The sequence below is a fragment of the Domibacillus enclensis genome (assembly GCF_900156125.1).
GTDB lineage: Bacteria > Bacillota > Bacilli > Bacillales > Domibacillaceae > Domibacillus > Domibacillus enclensis.
On sequence record NZ_FTLX01000001.1, the window covers coordinates 302,793 to 322,233 of the forward strand.

Sequence of the window (19,441 nt, forward strand, 5' to 3'; positions counted from 1 at the left end):
TCAATCCGCTGATATCTACCTGTCCACCGCCGATAAAATAAAAACAACGCCGATATTTAACCCTCGATCGCTGATATCCTTAACATATCAGCGATCAATTCTTTATATCAGCGATAACGACTAGATACCGGCGATATGGTCATCCTCCTTCAGCTCTACACCCATTCATGATGATGCTTTCGAACAAACTCAATATCCGCTTTATAATGAGAAAGATGACCTTCCTCAACCATTTTCTGAAAAGCCGGATCTCCTTCACCCGCTTTTCTTTTGATCGTCTGGCACAGCCCCTCCAAGCGCAGCTGGACGATGTCAAAAAAGGTCGGCGGCATTTCCTCACCGTAGGCTTCAAAAAACAAAGCCATTCTCTTTTTTACGCGCTCGGCATGCAATAAAGAGTCATAATGAACAGTCTCCTCTGCCTCGGACAAATAAAAGCGGCTCAGCGGCAGACACGTATACAGCGTATAGGCGGCGTCCCACATTTTCGGACCCGGTCCCGCCACATCAAAGTCAATAATGCCGACCGGTTTCTGTCCGTTAAAAATAATGTTATATACAGCGAAGTCGTTGTGGCACACGACCTCCGCTTCTCCCGGTGTATGGTCAATCGGCTTCAGCTCATTCATAAACGGAAAATCTTGAACCGCTTCATGATACAGCCGCAGCATGTTCGCTATATCAATTAGGGAGGCATCAGACCACATATAATCCTTTAATGGATAATGACCGGCTTCTCCTTCGATAAAAGACAATACTTCTCTTCCCTGCTCATCCATTCCTAAAAAGCGTGGCGCATGCGGAAATCCTTTTTGTTCTAAATGGATCAGCAGCTTGTGAATCATCGCGCTTTCCGGCTTTTGCTCCCGCCGCACGGTTTTTCCTGAGCGGTAAACATGCGAGACGTTCCCGCCCGCCAGGAGTTCTTCATGTTCGTTCATCGTCATCTGCACTTTCCCCCTAACTCACGGTTCTCCCTCTTATTCTTCTAAAATACGCCGCAGAAAATCCTCCCGATGCTGCATGAAATACCGGGTAATCTGCACATGATCCGTTTCATCGTAATCGACTTCCTTCAAGGATTCATCATCAAAGGACACAATCGAAGCATCCGGAAAGCCCATCAAAATCGGCGAATGTGTAGCGATGATAAACTGCGCTTCTTTCTTCTTCACCAGGTCATGCATGATCCGCAAAAAAGCAAGCTGCCGCTGAGGCGAAAGCGCCGCCTCAGGCTCATCCAGCAAATACAAGCCCTTTTGTCCAAACCGGTTCGCAAACAAGGACAAAAAAGACTCCCCATGCGACTGCTCATGAAGCGAACGCCCACCATACGCCTCGTAAATGTCCGGCATACAGTCATCATCAGCGATCTGGTCAAGATGAGACGCAAAATGATAAAACGACTCCGCCCGCAGAAAAAAGCCATTCGTCACCTTGGGCATCCACGACAAGCGCAAATAATCCCCCAGCGCTGATTCCGATGCGTGCACATCATACGTATTATTTCGTCCACCACCCGCCGCCGGGAATTCACACTTGTCCGCAATCCCTTCCAGAAGCGTTGATTTTCCAGACCCATTTTCCCCGACGAAAAACGTCACACTGCTGCGCAGCTCAAGCCGGTCCAGCTGCTGGATCGACGGGATGGTGAATGGATAGCGGTCAAACGATGGAATACGGTCGCGCTGCAGTTCAATGCTTTTTAAAAACAAGTTTCCACCTTCTCCCCTTTTAATAAGTGTACCTTTCAGGACCTTTGAACACCTCTTTCACGTGCCAAAACAAAAAAGACTGATCAGGTTCATACTGATGACTTATTGGTTTTGTGATCGGCTTACTATGAAATTTTAAAAGCCATTCTTCAAAGCCGATTGTTCCATGCGCTTCTTCTGACACAATAAGAATTCGCTCAGGATTTAATGTGAAAACTCCGCGATCAAATAATTTATGATGTAGAGAGCATAAAGCAATTCCATTTTCTTCGATATCCGGTCCACCAGCTTGATGCCACTTAATGTGAGCTGCTTCGATTCCAACTAATGTATGGCCTAGCCTAACATTGAATCCACACACTGCACAAGAGTACCCATAAGCACGAAGAATTTTATCACGAAACTGTGGATCTCTTTTCTTTCGTTGAAAACCTGAAGCTGAAAAGTCAAGACCTACTGCTTCTAATATATCTTCATGAATAGTATCTGGGAAATGGAGGTTCAAAATCTTGTAAGCTGCTTGTTGAATTATATCAGGATTTGTCATTAGGAGATTGAATACTTCGTCAGTAAAGCCCGCTTCCACTTTTCCTTCGCGCAAAAGGCGTTTTGAAATAGTAGAAATTAATTGATTGATTTTCCATATCCCACTCGTTTCAAGTCGGATAAATGGCTCTTCAGGATGATTACTTTTCCTTTTTGGTCCAAAATCAATTAATAATTTTTCTAGTGTCTCCTCTACTTCATCAAATCGAAAAAACTGTGCTTGTTCATTCTGTAATTTTCCCAATGCATACAATAGTACCAGTGGTTTATGGGGAGCCCTTACACCATTATTTCTCCAAACATTTAAGTTTGATATTCTTTGCATGAATTCTTCCTTTTCCACCTAAACACGCCCTTTTGTACTTTATATACATTATTTTACCAAATGATGGTGGAATTTTGTTGATATTTCTTCAATCAAAAATCAAATATGACGTTGCCTATCGTTCATAACCTATCACAATTCTTCACACCCCAATATTTGTATGATATGGTAAACACACCTTGTCGCTTAAGGAGGCATCTTCTTACTGAAGTTTATTAAAAAATCAAAACTGCGCCTTTACATATTCCTTTTTATACTGCTTTTCATTTGGTTCATGATCTTTGATTATTTGAATGAAGGACAGGTGAATGCGCTGGTCAATGCATTTAAAGCATTATTTTTCATTGCGGTGCATCTTTTTTTCACCTGGGCATGGGACAGCAAAGAGTACAATAAAAAGGAAAAGTAAACGCAAAAAAAGACTGCACACATCGCAGTCTTCACACCTTCTTCTCCATGACAACATACAGCTGGCCGTCCTTTTCAAACTCCTTCACTGTTCGGCGCAGGCCGAATCGCTCGTAAAAGTCCGCTTTATCTATCCGTGCGTTGCACCAGATGATTTCAGCTCCATAGTTTGCGGCTTCATGCAAAACGTGCTTCAGCAAAGCGGTGCCGTAGCCTTTGCCCTGCTGATCGGTGCGTGTGGCGAATTTGCGGAACTGGGCGCTTGTTCCGTTGACGAACAGGGAGACGACGGATTGAAGTGCTCCGTTTTCTATTAAGCCGTAATGAAGCCCAGCTGCGTCGTCTGTCAGCTTGATGTAATCGTATGGCTTGTCCGGCCACATGACGGTGTGGCGGAGTGTCCAGGCATCTTCCTTGGTGATCCGGTGAATGGTCATCATTTCTGGCTTCCTTCGTCCGTTCTCATCTCTTTTTCCATTTGCTTCATCCATTCCAGGCATTCCTCTGGCGGCAGCGGACGGCTGAAGTAGTAGCCCTGTGCCACGTCGCAGCCGAGCGCCTTTAGCCTTTGGACCTGCTCCTTCGTTTCCGTTCCTTCCGCGACTGTGATCAAGTCGAGGTTGTGAGCGAGTGTGACGATGGTGGAGACGATGTCCTCGCCTTTTTTTCCTTCTGTTAAATCCCGCATGAAGGACTGGTCGATTTTCAAGCAGTCGATGGGAAACTCTCTTAAATAGCGCAGGGAGCTGTAGCCTGTACCGAAGTCGTCGATCGACACATGGACGCCGATCTCTTTCAGCTGCTGCAGGATGCCAATGACGATGTCGCCGCTTGAGGCAATCGATTCGGTGATTTCAAGCTCAAGAAAGCGCGGATCGATCCCGGTTTCCTCGATAATGGCTTGGAGCATGTCCACGAATTCGGTATGGTAAAATTGGCGAATCGACACGTTGACGGATACTTTTACCGGGCGCATTCCTTGCTGCTGCCACTCTTTCATTTGCAGGCAGGCGGAGCGGATCACCCATTCACCGATCGTCACAATCAATCCGCTTTCTTCCGCAATCGGAATGAATTCAGCCGGTGACACAAAGCCGATCTCGGCGCTGTTCCAGCGAAGAAGTGCTTCTACGCCGTGCAACTCACATGTGTTCAAGTTAACTTGCGGCTGGTAAACGATCGACAGCTCCTGGCGGCGGATCGCTTTTTTCAGCAGCGGCTCCATTTTAAAATACTGGTCGTGCATGTCGCCTTCTGCTGAGTCGTAAAAGCGGTACTGCTGCTTGCCGCTCCGCTTTGCGATATACATCGCATGATCCGCTTTTTTAATGAGCGTATCACGATTTTCGCCATCGTGCGGGAACAAGCTGATGCCGATGCTCGTTGAGGTCGTAATCTCGATTTCATTCAGCACAAACGGCTCCTCGAACAAGTGAATAATCTGCCGGGCCGTTTGATCCGCTTCTGCCTTGCCGGCCCCTTCAAGAACAATAATCAATTCATCTCCGCCGTACCGGAACATGTGGGCCGATGAAGGGAGCGATTCTGTCAGCCGCTTTGCCGTAGCCACAAGCAATAAGTCGCCAAAATCGTGGCCAAACGCGTCGTTTACTGATTTAAACCGGTCCAGGTCGAGAAACAGCAGTGCAAGTGGAGACGGCTGGGCCGCTTCGCTAAGCTCCTGCATGAACTGCTGGAAATAATGCTGATTCGGCAGCTTCGTCAAGTAATCATGAAACGCCATGTTATTCAGCTTTTGTTCAACGTTCTTTATTTCTGTAATGTCTTTTCCGATGCAATGAATGCCCGTAATGGCCCCACCCACAATAATCGGGATGACGGTAATGTGCAGTTCGACGACTTCGTTCTTTTTCGTCAGCATCGCGGTTTCATATCGTACGGCAGTTCCATTCATAACGCGCTCATAATTGTTGAAGGTCTCAGCTTGCCGATCCGGAACAATGTGCGGTAAAAACGGCTTGCCAATCAGTTCCTCAGCCATGTAGCCCATCAACTGCTCCGTTGCCGGATTCACGTATTGAAAGCAGCCGTGAAGGTCAAACGTCAGCACCGCATCAATATTGTTCTCGAACAAGGAATGATACCGCTGCCTGCTTTCAATCAGCTCCCTTTCAACAGCTTTTTCTTTCGTAATATCACGGGCTGTTCCGACAACACCTGTCACCGTTCCGTCCGTCAAGATCGGTACAGCGGTCACATCCATAAGCCGGATATCGCCCGTTCCGTTGCGGATACGCAATTCAAGCTCCGCCACCTGTAAATCGAAAATAGAGCGAAAATGGTCTCTGGCTCGTTCAATGTCCTCTTCAATAATAAGCTCTGCATAGTTCATAAGCTGAAGCTGTCGTTTTGTATAGCCGAGCAGTTTCACACCAGCCGGATTAACATTCGTAAAATGCCCTTTTTCATTCATCATAAAAGTAAAGTCCGGATTAAATTCAAACAGTGATTCAAGCTGCTGATGCACCTTTTCAAGCAGCCGTTCGGTTTCCTGCTGCTGGCTCGTTTCGTAAAACTGCACAACGCTTACCTGCTCGCCATTCTCGAGCTCGACGATCCGGACAAACACATTCACCGGCACACGGCGACCACTCTTTGTCCGGTGCAGCGATTCAAACGCAGCCGACCCCTTCCGAAGCGTTTCCTGGTGGTCATACGTCACCTTTCGAAAAAAAGAATCGCATACAAGATCAAATGTGATCATTTGGCTCAGTTCTTCTCTAGAATAGCCAATGTGCTCTACCAGTGCATCGTTCACGGCAATAAACTGGTGAAGATGAGCCTGGTCATTGCTTGATATGTACATCGGGACAGGCACCTGTCGTATAATGCGGTTTAAATCTTCTGCTGAATAGAACGGTTTCCCCAGTCCTTGCATCGTTCACACCCCAAGATTTGTTTGATTTCCACTACTATTTTATCACATTTCGACAGTGGCAATGTGGTTTTCTGTTACAGGAAAAACCTTCTCTGCTTTTACCACAAAGAAGGTTTTGATCGTTATACACGGAATTGGGCAGCGAGGCTCCGCAGCTCATCCGCTAAGTGAGAAAGCGATTGGGCAGATGAAGAAATTTCTTCCATCGAAGCCATTTGCTCTTCAGCCGCAGCGGAGGCGTTTTCTGTTCCGGCTGCTGTGGTTTCCGTTATGTTTTGAATGGTATCCATGGCTGAGACGATTTGTTCGGTGCCGGCGGCCATTTGCTGAACGGCCGCAGATACTTCTTCCACCTGTGAGGTCACGTGCTGAATGGACTGTTCGATTGAAACGAACGTCGCACTTGCGCTTTCCGTCACCTGAAGGCCGTCCTGCACTTCCGTCGATACTTCGGTCATCGATTGAACCGCACGTGTCGTGTCGCTTTGTGTTTCAGAGATTAAGCTTTCGATCTGCTTGGCCGATACAGCGGACTGTTCCGCGAGCTTCCGGACTTCATCCGCGACAACCGCAAATCCGCGTCCCTGTTCGCCGGCACGAGCTGCTTCAATGGCTGCATTCAGTGCTAACAAGTTCGTTTGAGCGGCAATGGCGGTAATGGAGTCAATGATCTGGCCAATTTCATCCGACCGTGTGCCAAGCTGCTGAATAACACCCGACAAGTCGTCGACACGTCCGTTGATGCTGCCCATTTGGTTCTGAATGCGGGATACGGCTTCGCTTCCTTGTGAAACAAGAGCAAGCGAGTCGCCTGCCAATCCGCTTACTTCCTGCGCGTTGCCGGCAATTTGCTGTACGCCTGTTGACATTTCGTGAACCGTTGTTGAAGCATCGGATACGTGCTTCAGCTGGTCATTGGCCCCGTCCGCTATAGTTTCCATCGTTCCCGCGACAAGCTCCGTTGCAGTTGTCGTTTCACCCGCATTCGCATTCAGCTCTTCAGAAGCCGCTGCCACCTGTGTCGCCGTTTCTGAAACGCGAACGACGACGTTGCGAATGTTCTCCACCATTTCATTAAACGAATGAGACAGCTGGCCAAGCTCGTCTTTTGAATCATAGCTGCTCGTCACCAGTAAATTGCCGCTGCCCGCTTCCGCCATCGCTTTACGAACCGTTTCAATCGGCTTGCGGATCATCATGTAAATCCAGCTGGCCAATGCAAGGAATAGAATGATTGAAAGAACCGGCAAAAGTATCAGCATCATATTTGCCGTGCGATTGTCCTCTTGGTTTCCTTCATTAAGCATCTTTGCAAAATTAGTCGTGCCATCCATTAAATCACTTGCCGTCGAAACTAACACTTCACGCTCTTGTGCCACATTGCTTACGTATAATTCGTACGCTTCTTCATTTTGATTATTTTCTGATAAAACAAATACCTCTTCAAGTTCCGTTAAATAAGTTGTCAATGTTCTTGATAATTCTTCATACAGCGCTGTCGTCTCAGGATTCTGACTGTACGATGCTTCGAACTTTTTCAGGTTCGACAAAATCTGCACCTTTCGCTCTTCAATGTTCACTAAAAGCTCTTCATTTCGTGTTTGATCGGTTGTAACCATAAGCTCCATCACGAATGAATCAAGAGCCCGGTTATCCGTACGAATTTGAGAGATATATTCAATTGGCAACAATGCCTCAGTATACATATCATCAGATTTTGCTGCCATTTCACTCGTATAATAAAAACCTGTTCCTGCAATAGCGGCTAAAAACACAACTGCTGATGCAATGAGTGCCATCATCTTCCCGCGAATTGATAGGTTTTTCATCCTAAATACCTCCCAAAAATAAACAAATTTTAACCCCTCATATAACTCATTTTAACCGAAAATATATGAAATTAGTATAATTTTTTCTAGGACTTTTTGTTCGTTGCGTGGACAATTTCATCCAATATCGACAGAAAGCGCCATCATTTTTGCGCTACTAAATTACCTATCGGAATTGGTCACTATACAGCATCTGCTGTTCCGTTTAAAATGAAACGATAACGAATAAAAAAGGTGTGAAAGAACATGTCGAAGGAAATGGAAGAGTTTATCATACAAAGCTATCAAAAAGAAGAAAACATGATGATTTTAGTGTTTGCGCAGTGGTGTGTGAATCACGATCTTGATCCGGTTGATCTATACCAGAAAGCATATCCGGATCAAGTGGAGAACCAGGCACTGAGTGACGGTATCGCTCTTACGGTGCCGAAGGAGGAAGCAGGCGACGTGCCGGATGACACGCTGCTCGGCGTGCTTTCTTTGTTTGGGAATGAGGATTTGGCATTCGTGGTCACGCAGGAAATCGAAAAACGGAAACGTTCATAAAAAGACCCCTCTCTTCAAAAGCTGAAGAGAGGGGATCTATTGTTGTTGTGCCTTTCTCTTTTGCCACTGTACATGCAGCCACTTCAGGGGATTATTGGCGCACAATGAGCATGTCCTGTTCGTCAAACATCCAATCTTCTCCGAAGGCTACCTCCCAGAAATAGCCGTTCGGGTCCTGGAAATAGCCGCTGTATCCACCCCAAAAAACAGTTTTCGGCTCTTTCACGATGGCGGCTCCTGCTTTTCGAGCCAGCGAAAACACGGCATCTACTTCTTCCTTTGATTTCCCGTTGTACGCAAGCGTTATGCCGCCAAAGCCCGTTCCGATGGATGGCGGCTCTTGGTCATTAATGTCTTTTACTAAACGGTCGAGTGGGAATAATGAAATTTTTGTGCCGGCATTATTGACAAAAATGACGTCCGGATTGGCTTCGTCGCCATAGACCACAACGTCAAAGCCGAGCCCTTCCCGGTAAAACCGCAGTGATTCGACCATGTCTTTCACGCCAAGCGTAATTAAATTCAACCGGTTCATTTTTTCATCTCCCTGTCTTATCGTCTACTTTTCTTTATCTAGTATTCTCTTTATGAGCTGAAAACCCTTCCCGATTCCAGAAGAGTATGAAACTTTTTCCTTTTTCCATTCGTAAAGGCTGATGAATGGTTAGAAAGGAGTGGAATTTGTTGAGTATGATCATGTGGTCGGTAGCAGGAGGAGTGTCGATTCTTGTCTTTTTTCTTGTCTTGTTTCAGGTCCATTTTCAGCGTGAAGTCAGTCAGTCAGGACCAGCGGATCTCGTTCAGTTTGTCTGCGACAATGAATCGAGCAAGCGGGCGGCACTGTTTATTCGCTATAATGGCGAAGTAATCGCTTCGGTCAATCCCTCTGTCAGAATGCCTCTCGCCAGCACCGTAAAGATCATCGTTGCGATCGAATATGCCCGGCAGGCGGCGGATGGACGGATAGATCCCGAGCAGCCCGTTTCACTTGATGCATTGAGATCGTTTTATGTGCCCAAAACAGACGGCGGTGCGCATGAAGCATGGCTCAGTCATGTTCAGGCGATGTACGGAAATGACTCGGTGCCTTTATCTGAAGTGGCCAGTGGCATGATTGCGTACAGCTCGAATGCCAATACGGAATATTTGCTTCAGCTGCTCGGCATTAACAACGTCAATGACGTTTTGTCTCTTTTTGGTTTGACGGATCACGAGCCGGTTTATCCGCTCGTCAGCACTTTATTCGTACCTGCCCGACTGATGACTGAAAATGAATGGACGAAAAAGCAAACCGCTCAAAGGATTGAACAGATGAAGCTGGCCGAATACCGGCAGTGTTCGATCGATATTCATGAACACTGGCCACCTTCCCATCAAGAAATAAAGCATATGTATCGTATGATGAATATGACGTTTCAAAAATTATGGTCAGACCGGCTGCCACGATCAACGGTTGAAGAGTACGCAACGGTTATGGCCAAGCTAAACAGCAAATCCTTTCTTTCTAAAGAGGTGCATGCCTACCTTGATCCTGTGCTGGAACAGATCATGAAGGAGCCCGCGAACCAACAATGGCTGCTCCATGCCGGAAAAAAAGGAGGCTCCACTGCATTTGTGCTGACAGAAGCAATGTACGCCACGGCAAAGGACGGCGGGCGCATGGAGCTGGCTTTTTTCTCAGACGGGCTCACTGTGCTGGAGCAGGCGAAGCTGTTACGCGCTTTAAACACCTTTGAACGAGAGCTTCTTCAAAACGAATCGTATCGTCAAAAGATAAAGGATCTATTCAGTGGGTGAAAAAATGATGGATGTCGTGCGTTTTTCAGTCTTTCTTTTTCAGCTCTTTTCTTGCAAGAAGCAGCCCGGTCAGTCCAGCGATGATGGAAGGAGCAATGCTAAATTGAAAAAACAGCCAGTTTCCAGTCACTGCTGATAAGATAAAAAAACAAAATGGAATGCCGATTAAAACGAGCACAGACACACGAAACGCGAGTAAAGGATTATTCTTCACGTTGGTCCCTCCTTCTTTTTTCTTCCATATACTGTTTATACGCTTGTTTCACTTTGTCTTTTTCCGGTTCTCCTTTTTTAAACTGAATCGTATAGCTGATTGTGTTGAGCACATAGAGAATTTGGAACAGGAAGCCGATAATGAGTGAAACCGCGAGCAAAAGCGCTAATTCAAATGACAACATCGTAAGGAGAAACAAAGCGGCCGCTGTGGCAATGGTGGCTAGGATGACGTACATATGTCACCTCTCTTGTTTTAAACTGTTATTATTTTTTACTCGGAATGTATTTCAAAAAATAAATACCCGCGACGAGCAGAGTCAACTGCACTAGCCAGGCATACAAACCGATTAAATCCATCCATTCGTCAATTAAACCAACCAGACCGATCGAACAAAAGCAGATCGGTGTCAGCAAGCTTTTAAAGCCAGTGATGCCGTGTTGTTTTCTTTTTCGGCGGATAAGCAAAACCGCAAGCAATAAAGCGGCAGCCAGGAAAAAAGCCGGCCCGTTCATCATAAAAAAAAACACTCCCTCCCTTTAATTGTAACATAAGGGAAGGAGTGGATCCTTTCTTTTTATTCGTTTACCGTTTGAGCCGCGCACACACGGTTTCGCCCGTTTTGCTTTGCTTGATAAAGAGCCTGATCCGCTTCACGGTACAGGTTGTTCCTCCCTGCTGCCACGCCGATCGAAACGGTTAACTCGATTGTCTCTTTGCCTCCAAAAATGTAAAACGGTGTTTGTTCAATCCGGGCGCGGAGTCCTTCTGCCAGCTGCACGGCTGACGCTTTCGTATAGTCCGGCAAAATGATGGTAAATTCTTCGCCACCATTACGGGAGACAGTGCCGCTCATCGCATGCTCCTTCAGCAGCTGCCCGAGCTGTTTTAAAATCGCGTCGCCTTCAGGATGACCGTACGTATCATTCACCTGTTTAAAGTGATCAATATCGATAATACACAGTGACATTGTCCCTTTTTTGGACAGCACTTCATTCATCGCTGCATCAAACCGGCGCACGTTGTTTAAACCGGTCAACGGGTCAATAAACGCGTTTTTCTCGTACTCTGTAAACAGGGCATTTATCTTGCGCATGTATTCCGTTAAATATACAGCGGCAATGCCGGTCCCGAACGACAGCAGCCAATAGGGAACGATAACACGCAGGAAGGCCTCACCTTCAAGGAAAAATGTATAGGTGACGATGGAAGAAAGTACATTATGAAACAGGAGCATATACAAAATCGTCCGGTACACACATCTCGTTTTTCGGGCAATGAGCAAATACCCGGCCGTCGTGACCGCAAGCATCAAAACGGCGGTGTATGCCGCCATGCCGGCCCCAATCGTCAGCCTGTAGCCCGCAATCAAAACAGCGGCAATCACAGCGGGCAGCCAGCCGGCATACGTCGCGGCCAGCATCACCGGAATGTGGCGGAAGTCCACAAGCAGCCCTTGATCAAGCAGAAAGCCGAATTCCATTAAAATGAGGCCGAGCAGACCGGTTAGTGTGCCTAGCAGTAGTTTGCGGCGTATGGAAGAACGTCTCGTTGTCCCGTCTTTTTTTAAGATTTGAAAATAAAAAAACAAGCTCGATATTAAAATGGTGACATTTATAAATAATTCCCGAATCATCTGGATCCCACCCTACACGTTTCCTTTTATCACCTGGCCGGTTGATGCGGGGCTGGCCAGACAAACCTTGTTCCTGCCGCTGCGCTTGGCGTTGTACAGCGCCGCATCCGCCATTCGGTATACATCCTCAGCCGGTATATCTGGAAACATCGCAACGCCGATCGAAATGGTCATTTGGATTGCGTGGCCATCCTCTGTTTGAAAGGTGGCCCGTTCGACCGCCAGGCGGATCTGTTCTGCCCGGTCTATCGCTTCTTTCGGATGAACTCCTTCCATGATGACGGAAAACTCTTCTCCACCATTTCTTGAGACAATCATCTTTTGCGGCAGCTGATCCCGGAGCAGCTGGCCGAGCTGACTCAGCATCTCATCTCCTGTCGGGTGTCCGTATGTATCGTTAATTTTTTTGAAAAAGTCGATATCGATCATCGCCAGCGCCAGAGTGCCCTGTTCAGCCGAGATCCGTTCAATCGCATTGTTCATGGCGGTATCGAACCGCCTGACATTGTTCAAGCCCGTTAAGGAATCGGTATACGCTTTTTCTTCATATTCTTTAAAAAGCAGTTTGGTTTTCCGCAAATATTGAGACGTGTGGATGGTTAAGAATCCGCCGGCAAACGAAAACAGCCAGTACAGCATATTAGCGACGGCATACGTTTGAAGATCGTCAGCAAGTGGATAGGAAATAAATAAAAAGGCGATATTGGATAAAAGCAGCATCGAAAAAACGGCTGTCCACAAATGACGGATCTTTGACGCGATGACGATAAAGCCAATCGTTGAACAAAGAAGGAACGCCATCGCATAGCCCGCAGCGGCACCGCCGCCGATGGACAATCTGGCGAAAGCGATGACGACAGCCGCGATGATTGCTGGACCCGGTCCCGCATATAAGGCCGCATACAGGAGGGGAATATGCCGCAAATCCATGATTAAGCCGTGGTACAAATCAATGGTGAATTGCATAAGCAGAGCGCCCCAGCTGCCCATCAAAAGACCATAGCCGCTTTTTTTCCAGAAAGAAGACTGACGGTTTACAACGGAGTGGTCCACATGCTGGTGGAAAAGGGAGATGAGCGTAATAATAATGGCGAAATTCAGAAAAAAATCAATAAACATGCAGTCCCTCCTCTTTTGCCCCGTGTCGATTCATGTCTATGATGCTATTGTACCAAATGACAACAGAGGGAAAAAAGAGGATTTCTGACATTTCATGACGATTTCATGAAAGCTACGGCTTTTTGTTTGAATACGTCCTCCCTTTCCACGTGTGAACAGGACGGGTCATGGCACTCAGAAGCAAAACGATAAACGCGGCGGCTGACAGTGGCATGAAGGGGGCATACCAGAGCGACTGGCGGGCAGCGGCGTCGACCAAAAGCTTTTGTAAGACGATGAGAAGGTAAGGCAGCCAGTAACCAGCAAATAGAAGAAATAAAGGAGCGACGTAGAAAACGGCATAAAACAGGATCAACAAAGCAGCAGCTCCTTTTGACCGCCCCAATCCGTTGAATGTATTTTTTAAAAACCCTTCCCACGTTTCTGCGTTTGTTTCATACATCGTGCACGTAACGGACGGGGCAATATTAGCGATCATCGCTTTATGTCCAGCCTTTTTCACATTACGCATGATATGCACATCTTCCACGAGCGACCCCTTGACGGACTGATGCCCGCCGGCTGCCTCGTATGCTTCACGGGTAAACAGCATAAATCCGCCATGTGCCGCTGATGCCGCCGCCCATTTCGTCCAGTTGGCCAGCAAAACAGGCAGGTGAAAAAACACAAAAAATGGTTGCATTGGGACAAGCAGCTTTGCCAAAACCGGCCTGGCCGGAAAGCGGGCAAAGCCTGAGAGGAGACCGGCGCTTCGCTTTTGCAGCAGGGTGACCGCTTCAATGATGGCAACCGGCTTCACGCGAACATCCGCGTCAAGAAACAGCAAATAATCACCGCTTGCCCGTTTCCCCAGCTGATGGCACGCATGCACCTTGCCAACCCAGCCCTCCGGAAGCTCTTTCCCGTTTACGATCGTAAAGCGCTGGTCTCTTCCTATGCTTTCGATCAATCGTTCTTCGGTCCGGTCGGTGGAGCCATCGTTTAGCACGATGCATTCCAGATTCGGCCAGTGAATCGATTGCACCGATTGAATAACGGCTGCCGCATTGCGTTCCTCATTGCGCATCGGAATAAGCACAGACAGCTTTTGGCCTGACATCTGTTCTTTTCGCTTGAGCCTCGGCATGGAAGCGATATTGACGATCGTCATGAAACAAAACAAAGCGAGAAGCCCGCTGTAAATGATCATGGCTGTCTCCTTTCCACCCGCTGGTCAATTGTTTTTTTGCCCTGCAGAAGCGGCTCAAAGCCTGCGGTCGTTTCTTGCTCGAGCTGGTGAGTCACGTCATCAAGCATTTCTTCCACTTTTTCCTCGAGTGTTCGGGTGACGGTTTTGCGGTCGCCTTCTGCGTGAACGGGCTCCCCAATCCAAACAAAGATATCCGGCTTCCGCTCATGACGGAACGCATAGGTGATCGCGACGGGCAAAAGCGTAGCCGACGGCACCCGTTCCTTTAAAAAGCCGGCGCCCGTTTTAAACTGAAGCGGACGAACCGTATGAAACCGTTCTTCCCCCTGGGCAAACAGCCAGACACTCCGGTTTTCTTGAAGAAAACGAGCAGCTGTCTGGATGGCAGCCAGTTGCTGTTTCGGCGATTGGCCGACAGGAAACGCGCCGATTTTTTTGAAAAAGGGAAACCGTTTCAGCCCCTCCTCCGCCATCATGCCCCGTGCATCTTCCCGCAGGAAAGCGGCATTCACGTAATAAATGACGAGGGCATCCCACCAGGAGGAATGGTTGGGCACATACAGCTTCGGTCCCTCTGCTGTTTTGGATGATCGTATGTACACATTCGCAAATTCTTTTTTCAATAAGAACTGTATGTACCGCTTAAACAGACCATTAAACATAACGGGCCCCCGAAAGCGTCACAGCAGCGAGTAAAATAGACAGTACGGCAGCAAGACCGATTCCCCCAACGAAAGATGTGATGGCAAACATAAGAATCATCAAGCCGTACAGAATTTGTGCCCGCTTTTCGTGAATTGGCTCTGCATTCGTTTCGCGGCCGATGAACGGGTATAAAACGAGGTGGATCGATAACGCGGTGAAAAACCAGCCGATAAAGTTTTGAGTGGGGATCTCCATAAACAAGCCGCCTTCTTCCCAGATCCAGTATTGCTTTAAGTGAAACGCGACCGGGTCAATGACAAGATCCATCGCCACAGCTAATAAGGACGCAAGCAACGGATAACCTGGAGACTTCTGTTTGGACTGTGGACTGATCAGAGCAAGGCCCGTTGTAATGACCATCAGCCAGGCAAAACCAATGGTAATCGGCACACCAAGCAGGTGAACGCCGAAATCTTTTTCGTAATGATACTCGCCGAAGATGAGGCCGGTTTTTGCGCCGAACGATTCGACGGAAATCGACCAGATGATAATAAACAAAGATAGCAGTATGCCTTTCCTCATCCCAAAACGCTTGACTAAATATACAGCGCCGATCAGTCCCGCCAAATAAAGAAAGACGGCATTTGCCCATTCGAGCGCAGGCGGTACCAGATCAAACGCAACGAGAACGACGCCCACTGAATACCAGATTAAAAAAATTCGCCAAAGCCATGCTGACATGCAAGACACCTCCACTTCCTTTATATCACAGTCTCAGTGATTCTTATAATCTCAACTTGTTATTTTTGTGCTATACTATTTTTCGGTAAAGGAGGGGTTTGGTTTGATTGAAACAGCCTCGACGCGTGCAAAGGTACGCCAGTTTTTATTGATTTTAGTTCCCATTTTAGTGACACAGCTCGCTATGTTTTCGATGACCTTCCTCGATACGATCATGTCGGGCCGCTACGGGGCGGACGACCTGGCTGGTGTCGCCGTCGGATCATCGCTCTGGTTTCCCGTGTATACAGGGCTCAGCGGCATCCTGCTGTCGATTACCCCGATCGTCGGCCATCTGATTGGCGGCAAAAAGAGGGACGGGGTGTCGTTTTCGGTTATACAAGGTGTTTATGTAGCGCTGCTGATGTCGATTGTCACGTATATTATGGGTTTTCTTTTTTTAGAAAAAGCGCTCGGCTTGATGAGTTTAGAAGATAATGTCCGGCGCATTGCTTTTGAGTATTTGATTGGCTTATCGATCGGCATCCTGCCCTTATATATGACAGCGATCCTGCGCGGGTTTATTGACGCGCTCGGCATGACCCGTACATCGATGATCATTACATTGATGACACTTCCGTTAAATGGCTTATTTAATTATGTTCTCATTTACGGAAAATTCGGCTTCCCAGAGCTGGGCGGTGTTGGAGCTGGCTATGCTTCCGGGCTGACGTACTGGCTGATTTTGTTTATTACCGTATGGATTATTTTGCGCCATGAGCCATTCTCGACCTACCGGATTTTCCACCGGCTGCCGCGCCCGAATGTGGCGAAGTGGAAGGAAATTTTTGTGCTGGGCCTGCCAATCGGCTTGTCCATTTTCTTTGAGACAAGCATTTTTTCGGCTGTCACACTGCTGATGAGCGAATACAGCACCAATGTCATTGCAGCTCACCAGGCGGCGATTAACTTCGCTTCGCTTACGTACATGATCCCGCTCAGCATTTCCATGGCGCTGACCATTGTGATCGGCTTTGAATCTGGAGCCGGCCGTTTTCACGACGCGCGCCGCTACAGCTGGATCGGCATTATGATGGCTGTCGGCGTTGCCTCCGTCGGGACCATCGTCATCTTCACATTCCGTGATGCCTTTGCTTACTTGTACTCGACTGATCCTGAAGTGCTCGAGCTGACCGCGGGCTTCCTCATTTTCGCCGCGATTTTTCAGCTGTCAGACGCTGTCCAGGCACCGGTGCAAGGAGCGCTTCGCGGCTATAAGGATGTAAATGTCACGTTTATTATGACGATGATCAGCTACTGGGTGATCGGGCTTCCGCTCGGCTGGGCACTTGCCCGCTGGAGTGATATGGGTCCTTATGGCTACTGGGTCGGTTTAATTACCGGACTGACGTGCGGCGCCATCACACTCTCCGTCCGACTGCGCATTGTCCAAAGGAGGAAAACCGCCCAATTGGCGGCGTAAATCAATTCAAAACAGCCGGGTGACTGCATTTCGCATGCTCACCCGGCTTTTTCATCTCCCTTTTTTTTCAACTTCTTTTTATAAACGAGCGGTGTGATGCCGAACGCCTTACGGAATGTCCCGATAAAATAGCTGGTGCTGTTAAAGCCCACCTGATAGGCCACTTCGGTCACGGTTGAATCCGGCTTTTGGAGAAGAGCCAGGCTTTTTTGAAGCCGGTAGTCGGTCACGTAGCGCATCGGCGGTTTTTTTAGCATCCGGCTGAAGGACCGGCAGCATTCAGAACGGCTGAGGTTTCCTGCTTTCGCAATGTCTTCGAGCCCGATTTTTTCCTCATAATGATCATGAATCCAATTTAGCATTTGCTTCATTCGCTCATTCCGTCCGTTGTCCACTTGTTCATATTCGAGCGGAAGACCGTTCGCCATCATCGTTTTCCACATGAAACCAAGCTGTGCTGCCGTGTCTATTTCATAATAAGATGGGGTTGCCGTCAAAAGATGATGAACGAGCAGCATGGATTTTAACACCTCACTTCCCCACTGGTCTCCTTCATAAATAGGTACATGAGCCAAATTGTCAGCCCTGATGTACGGCTCCACATAAGCTGGATACAATTCTTGAGGAAGAAGGAAGTGTGGAGACACGTTTAAACAAAGATACCGGCACTGCGAATTCTCACGATCTTCTGCCATATGCATAGCACCGCTGTTAATGAATAGCCCGTCTCCCTTCACAACCCGTACGTCCTCCTCATTTACTCGAAACACCGCTTCACCTTTTAACACATACACAAATTGAACTTCTTCATGCCAGTGCAGCGGAATAAAGCCATTAAAATGGTGGCAGATTTCGGTTTCATAACAGGCAACCGGGAGCACGACCGTCCGATGAACGGTTTCTTCCTTCAATGTCCTGTCAACTGTAAAATAAGTCGGCTTCATCACTCACCCTCAATATTCTTCTATTTTTCGATTCAATTTAGCTATTATTGCGCTGATTCCTTTAGTACGATGACACTATCTTATTATTTTTACATATTGTGATGGAGTTGAAAAGATGAAACGATCGAGAGGATTATTTTTCGTTATAACGGGCGCTATGTTCTGGGGAATAGGCGGAACCGTCAGTCAAAAGCTTTTTCAAGAGTATGATGTGGATATTAACTGGCTTGTGTCAGCACGGCTGCTGATCGCCGGCATTTTGCTGCTAGCGGTTCAGTTTATGAAAAAAGACCGCTCCCAGCTGCTGGGCGTATGGAAGCAAAAACACACCGCAGCGGCCCTGCTTATTTTCGGTTTGTTTGGCATGCTGGCGGTTCAATATACGTATATGGCTTCGATCCAGCTGGGCAATGCAGCCGTCGCCACGTTGCTTCAGTATCTTGCACCGGTCATGATTATCCTTTACTTGATTGTACGCAAGCAGTCTGTTTTATCCGGAAACGATCTTATCACGGTACTGCTCGCTTTAACCGGCTGCTTTCTCCTGCTTACCAACGGCTCTCTGACCGAGCTGTCGGTACCCGTCAGTGCCATTGTCTGGGGCATTTTATCGGGTGTGGCGCTTGCGTTTTACACGCTTTACGCGGTTCCGCTGCTGAAACAATTTGATTCGTTAGTGATCGTCGGCTGGGCGATGGTGATCGGAGGAGCTGCTTTGAGTGCTGTTCAGTTCCCTTCCCCGATGGATTTGGTCCATTTGCCTGCGGAAGCCTTAATGTATCTGCTTTTTGTCATCGTCTTCGGCACGATGCTCGCTTTCTGGTTTTACATTGAAAGCCTTCAAAGCTTATCCCCTAAAGAAGCCAGTTTATTCGGCACGGTGGAACCGCTGGCCGCTGTTCTTTCGACGGTGCTCTGGCTGTCTGAGCCGTTTGGCGCTTTTCAATGGGCCGGAGCCGGCTGTATTGTCCTTATGATGGTGCTGCTTGCGGTCCAGAAGGAACCTGCGCTTTCTTTCAAAAAGGACCTTGCCTGACTGCTTTACAATGAGCCGTCACATACCGGGCTTTTTCACTTGAGACAGAACGTGCTGAATGTCTTCCTTCGCCATCCGAAGAGCTTGATCCACTGTCCGGATCTCTCTTCGCGCCCAGTATTGATAAAGCATGGACAAATCGTGGCGATGGTAGACAACGCGGCCCATTGAAGCAAAAAAGTAAGCAACCAGTATCTTTTCCACCGTTTCAGGCAGGCTGCTTCTATGCTTCAGCATGGCATTCAGCGCCATTTTATCCAGCCCTCTTACGGACCCATCCAGTACTTTTTCCGCCACTTCATAGTGAGAGCTCTTTTCACAAAATTGAATAAACGCCGGATCTTGCAGGTTCACCATTTTCTATCCCTCATTTTCAGCACTCGGTTAAAT

Annotated in this window: 21 protein-coding genes; 4 read left to right on the forward strand and 17 right to left on the reverse strand. The window is 47.7% G+C overall.

All coding sequences use genetic code 11. From position 1 onward, the window contains the following. Positions 1 to 155: 155 nt before the first annotated feature. The 6 genes from BW952_RS01490 to BW952_RS01515 all read right to left on the reverse strand — a co-directional run bounded on the left by BW952_RS01490 (position 156) and on the right by BW952_RS01515 (position 7,722). Complete coding sequence (locus tag BW952_RS01490; protein WP_045849509.1) at positions 156 to 947, reverse strand: phosphotransferase; 792 nt, start codon at positions 945 to 947, stop codon at positions 156 to 158. A gap of 33 nt (positions 948 to 980) precedes the next feature. Next, positions 981 to 1,715, reverse strand: a complete 735-nt coding sequence (locus tag BW952_RS01495) for an AAA family ATPase (RefSeq protein ID WP_045849508.1) — start codon at positions 1,713 to 1,715, stop codon at positions 981 to 983. A gap of 19 nt (positions 1,716 to 1,734) precedes the next feature. Continuing rightward, positions 1,735 to 2,604, reverse strand: a complete 870-nt coding sequence (locus tag BW952_RS01500) for a phosphorothioated DNA-binding restriction endonuclease (protein WP_045849507.1) — start codon at positions 2,602 to 2,604, stop codon at positions 1,735 to 1,737. A gap of 422 nt (positions 2,605 to 3,026) precedes the next feature. Next, positions 3,027 to 3,434: a GNAT family N-acetyltransferase gene (locus tag BW952_RS01505; RefSeq protein WP_414735775.1), complete on the reverse strand. Its 408-nt coding sequence runs from the start codon at positions 3,432 to 3,434 to the stop codon at positions 3,027 to 3,029. Further along, positions 3,431 to 5,893, reverse strand: a complete 2,463-nt coding sequence (locus BW952_RS01510) for a sensor domain-containing protein (RefSeq protein ID WP_045849506.1) — start codon at positions 5,891 to 5,893, stop codon at positions 3,431 to 3,433. The genes BW952_RS01505 and BW952_RS01510 overlap by 4 nt, the downstream gene beginning before the upstream one ends. A 122-nt stretch (positions 5,894 to 6,015) precedes the next feature. After that, positions 6,016 to 7,722, reverse strand: coding sequence for a methyl-accepting chemotaxis protein (locus BW952_RS01515; protein WP_045849505.1), 1,707 nt, complete (start codon positions 7,720 to 7,722; stop codon positions 6,016 to 6,018). 246 nt (positions 7,723 to 7,968) lie between these two features. Between BW952_RS01515 and BW952_RS01520 the strand changes: the two genes are divergently transcribed. Then, positions 7,969 to 8,268 (forward strand): hypothetical protein, encoded by a 300-nt coding sequence (locus BW952_RS01520; RefSeq protein ID WP_045849504.1) that lies wholly within the window; start codon positions 7,969 to 7,971, stop codon positions 8,266 to 8,268. A 91-nt stretch (positions 8,269 to 8,359) separates the two neighbouring features. On the opposite strand, the gene BW952_RS01525 is transcribed toward BW952_RS01520, so the two are convergent. Next, positions 8,360 to 8,803, reverse strand: a complete 444-nt coding sequence (locus BW952_RS01525; RefSeq protein WP_045849503.1) for a VOC family protein — start codon at positions 8,801 to 8,803, stop codon at positions 8,360 to 8,362. Positions 8,804 to 8,958: 155 nt separating this feature from the next. Here BW952_RS01525 and BW952_RS01530 point away from each other — a divergent pair, with 155 nt between their 5' ends. Beyond that, complete coding sequence (locus tag BW952_RS01530; RefSeq protein WP_231581279.1) at positions 8,959 to 10,065, forward strand: serine hydrolase; 1,107 nt, start codon at positions 8,959 to 8,961, stop codon at positions 10,063 to 10,065. Positions 10,066 to 10,090: 25 nt separating this feature from the next. Here BW952_RS01530 and BW952_RS01535 read toward each other — a convergent pair whose 3' ends face one another. The 8 genes from BW952_RS01535 to BW952_RS01570 form a co-directional block, all read right to left on the reverse strand. Continuing rightward, positions 10,091 to 10,279: a hypothetical protein gene (locus BW952_RS01535; RefSeq protein WP_045849502.1), complete on the reverse strand. Its 189-nt coding sequence runs from the start codon at positions 10,277 to 10,279 to the stop codon at positions 10,091 to 10,093. Beyond that, positions 10,269 to 10,517 carry a hypothetical protein gene (locus BW952_RS01540; protein WP_045849501.1) on the reverse strand — a complete coding sequence of 83 codons (249 nt, stop codon included), beginning with the start codon at positions 10,515 to 10,517 and terminating at the stop codon, positions 10,269 to 10,271. The genes BW952_RS01535 and BW952_RS01540 overlap by 11 nt, the downstream gene beginning before the upstream one ends. 28 nt (positions 10,518 to 10,545) lie before the next feature. Further along, a complete protein-coding gene (locus BW952_RS01545) occupies positions 10,546 to 10,797 on the reverse strand; it encodes a hypothetical protein (RefSeq protein ID WP_076496187.1) in 252 nt (83 codons plus the stop codon). A 59-nt stretch (positions 10,798 to 10,856) separates the two neighbouring features. Then, positions 10,857 to 11,915, reverse strand: coding sequence for a GGDEF domain-containing protein (locus BW952_RS01550; RefSeq protein ID WP_045849500.1), 1,059 nt, complete (start codon positions 11,913 to 11,915; stop codon positions 10,857 to 10,859). Between the two features lie 12 nt (positions 11,916 to 11,927). Beyond that, entirely contained in the window at positions 11,928 to 13,034 is a 1,107-nt protein-coding gene (locus BW952_RS01555; RefSeq protein WP_052698356.1) for a GGDEF domain-containing protein, read from the reverse strand. Positions 13,035 to 13,146: 112 nt separating this feature from the next. Beyond that, entirely contained in the window at positions 13,147 to 14,223 is a 1,077-nt protein-coding gene (locus BW952_RS01560) for a glycosyltransferase family 2 protein (RefSeq protein ID WP_045849499.1), read from the reverse strand. Continuing rightward, positions 14,220 to 14,885, reverse strand: a complete 666-nt coding sequence (locus BW952_RS01565; protein WP_045849498.1) for a lysophospholipid acyltransferase family protein — start codon at positions 14,883 to 14,885, stop codon at positions 14,220 to 14,222. The genes BW952_RS01560 and BW952_RS01565 overlap by 4 nt, the downstream gene beginning before the upstream one ends. After that, positions 14,878 to 15,609 (reverse strand): carotenoid biosynthesis protein, encoded by a 732-nt coding sequence (locus tag BW952_RS01570; protein ID WP_045849497.1) that lies wholly within the window; start codon positions 15,607 to 15,609, stop codon positions 14,878 to 14,880. Before BW952_RS01570 ends, BW952_RS01565 begins: the two co-directional genes overlap by 8 nt. 103 nt (positions 15,610 to 15,712) lie before the next feature. Here BW952_RS01570 and BW952_RS01575 point away from each other — a divergent pair, with 103 nt between their 5' ends. Continuing rightward, the gene (locus BW952_RS01575; RefSeq protein ID WP_045849496.1) at positions 15,713 to 17,071 is read left to right on the forward strand and encodes an MATE family efflux transporter; all 1,359 of its coding nucleotides are present in this window, start codon (positions 15,713 to 15,715) and stop codon (positions 17,069 to 17,071) included. 38 nt (positions 17,072 to 17,109) lie between these two features. Here BW952_RS01575 and BW952_RS01580 read toward each other — a convergent pair whose 3' ends face one another. Then, positions 17,110 to 18,015 (reverse strand): AraC family transcriptional regulator, encoded by a 906-nt coding sequence (locus BW952_RS01580; RefSeq protein WP_045849495.1) that lies wholly within the window; start codon positions 18,013 to 18,015, stop codon positions 17,110 to 17,112. A gap of 115 nt (positions 18,016 to 18,130) precedes the next feature. Between BW952_RS01580 and BW952_RS01585 the strand changes: the two genes are divergently transcribed. Next, positions 18,131 to 19,051, forward strand: coding sequence for a DMT family transporter (locus BW952_RS01585; RefSeq protein ID WP_045849494.1), 921 nt, complete (start codon positions 18,131 to 18,133; stop codon positions 19,049 to 19,051). A gap of 18 nt (positions 19,052 to 19,069) precedes the next feature. Here the strand turns inward: BW952_RS01585 and BW952_RS01590 are convergent, their stop codons facing one another. Further along, positions 19,070 to 19,408 carry a hypothetical protein gene (locus tag BW952_RS01590; protein WP_045849493.1) on the reverse strand — a complete coding sequence of 113 codons (339 nt, stop codon included), beginning with the start codon at positions 19,406 to 19,408 and terminating at the stop codon, positions 19,070 to 19,072. Positions 19,409 to 19,441 lie beyond the last annotated feature (33 nt).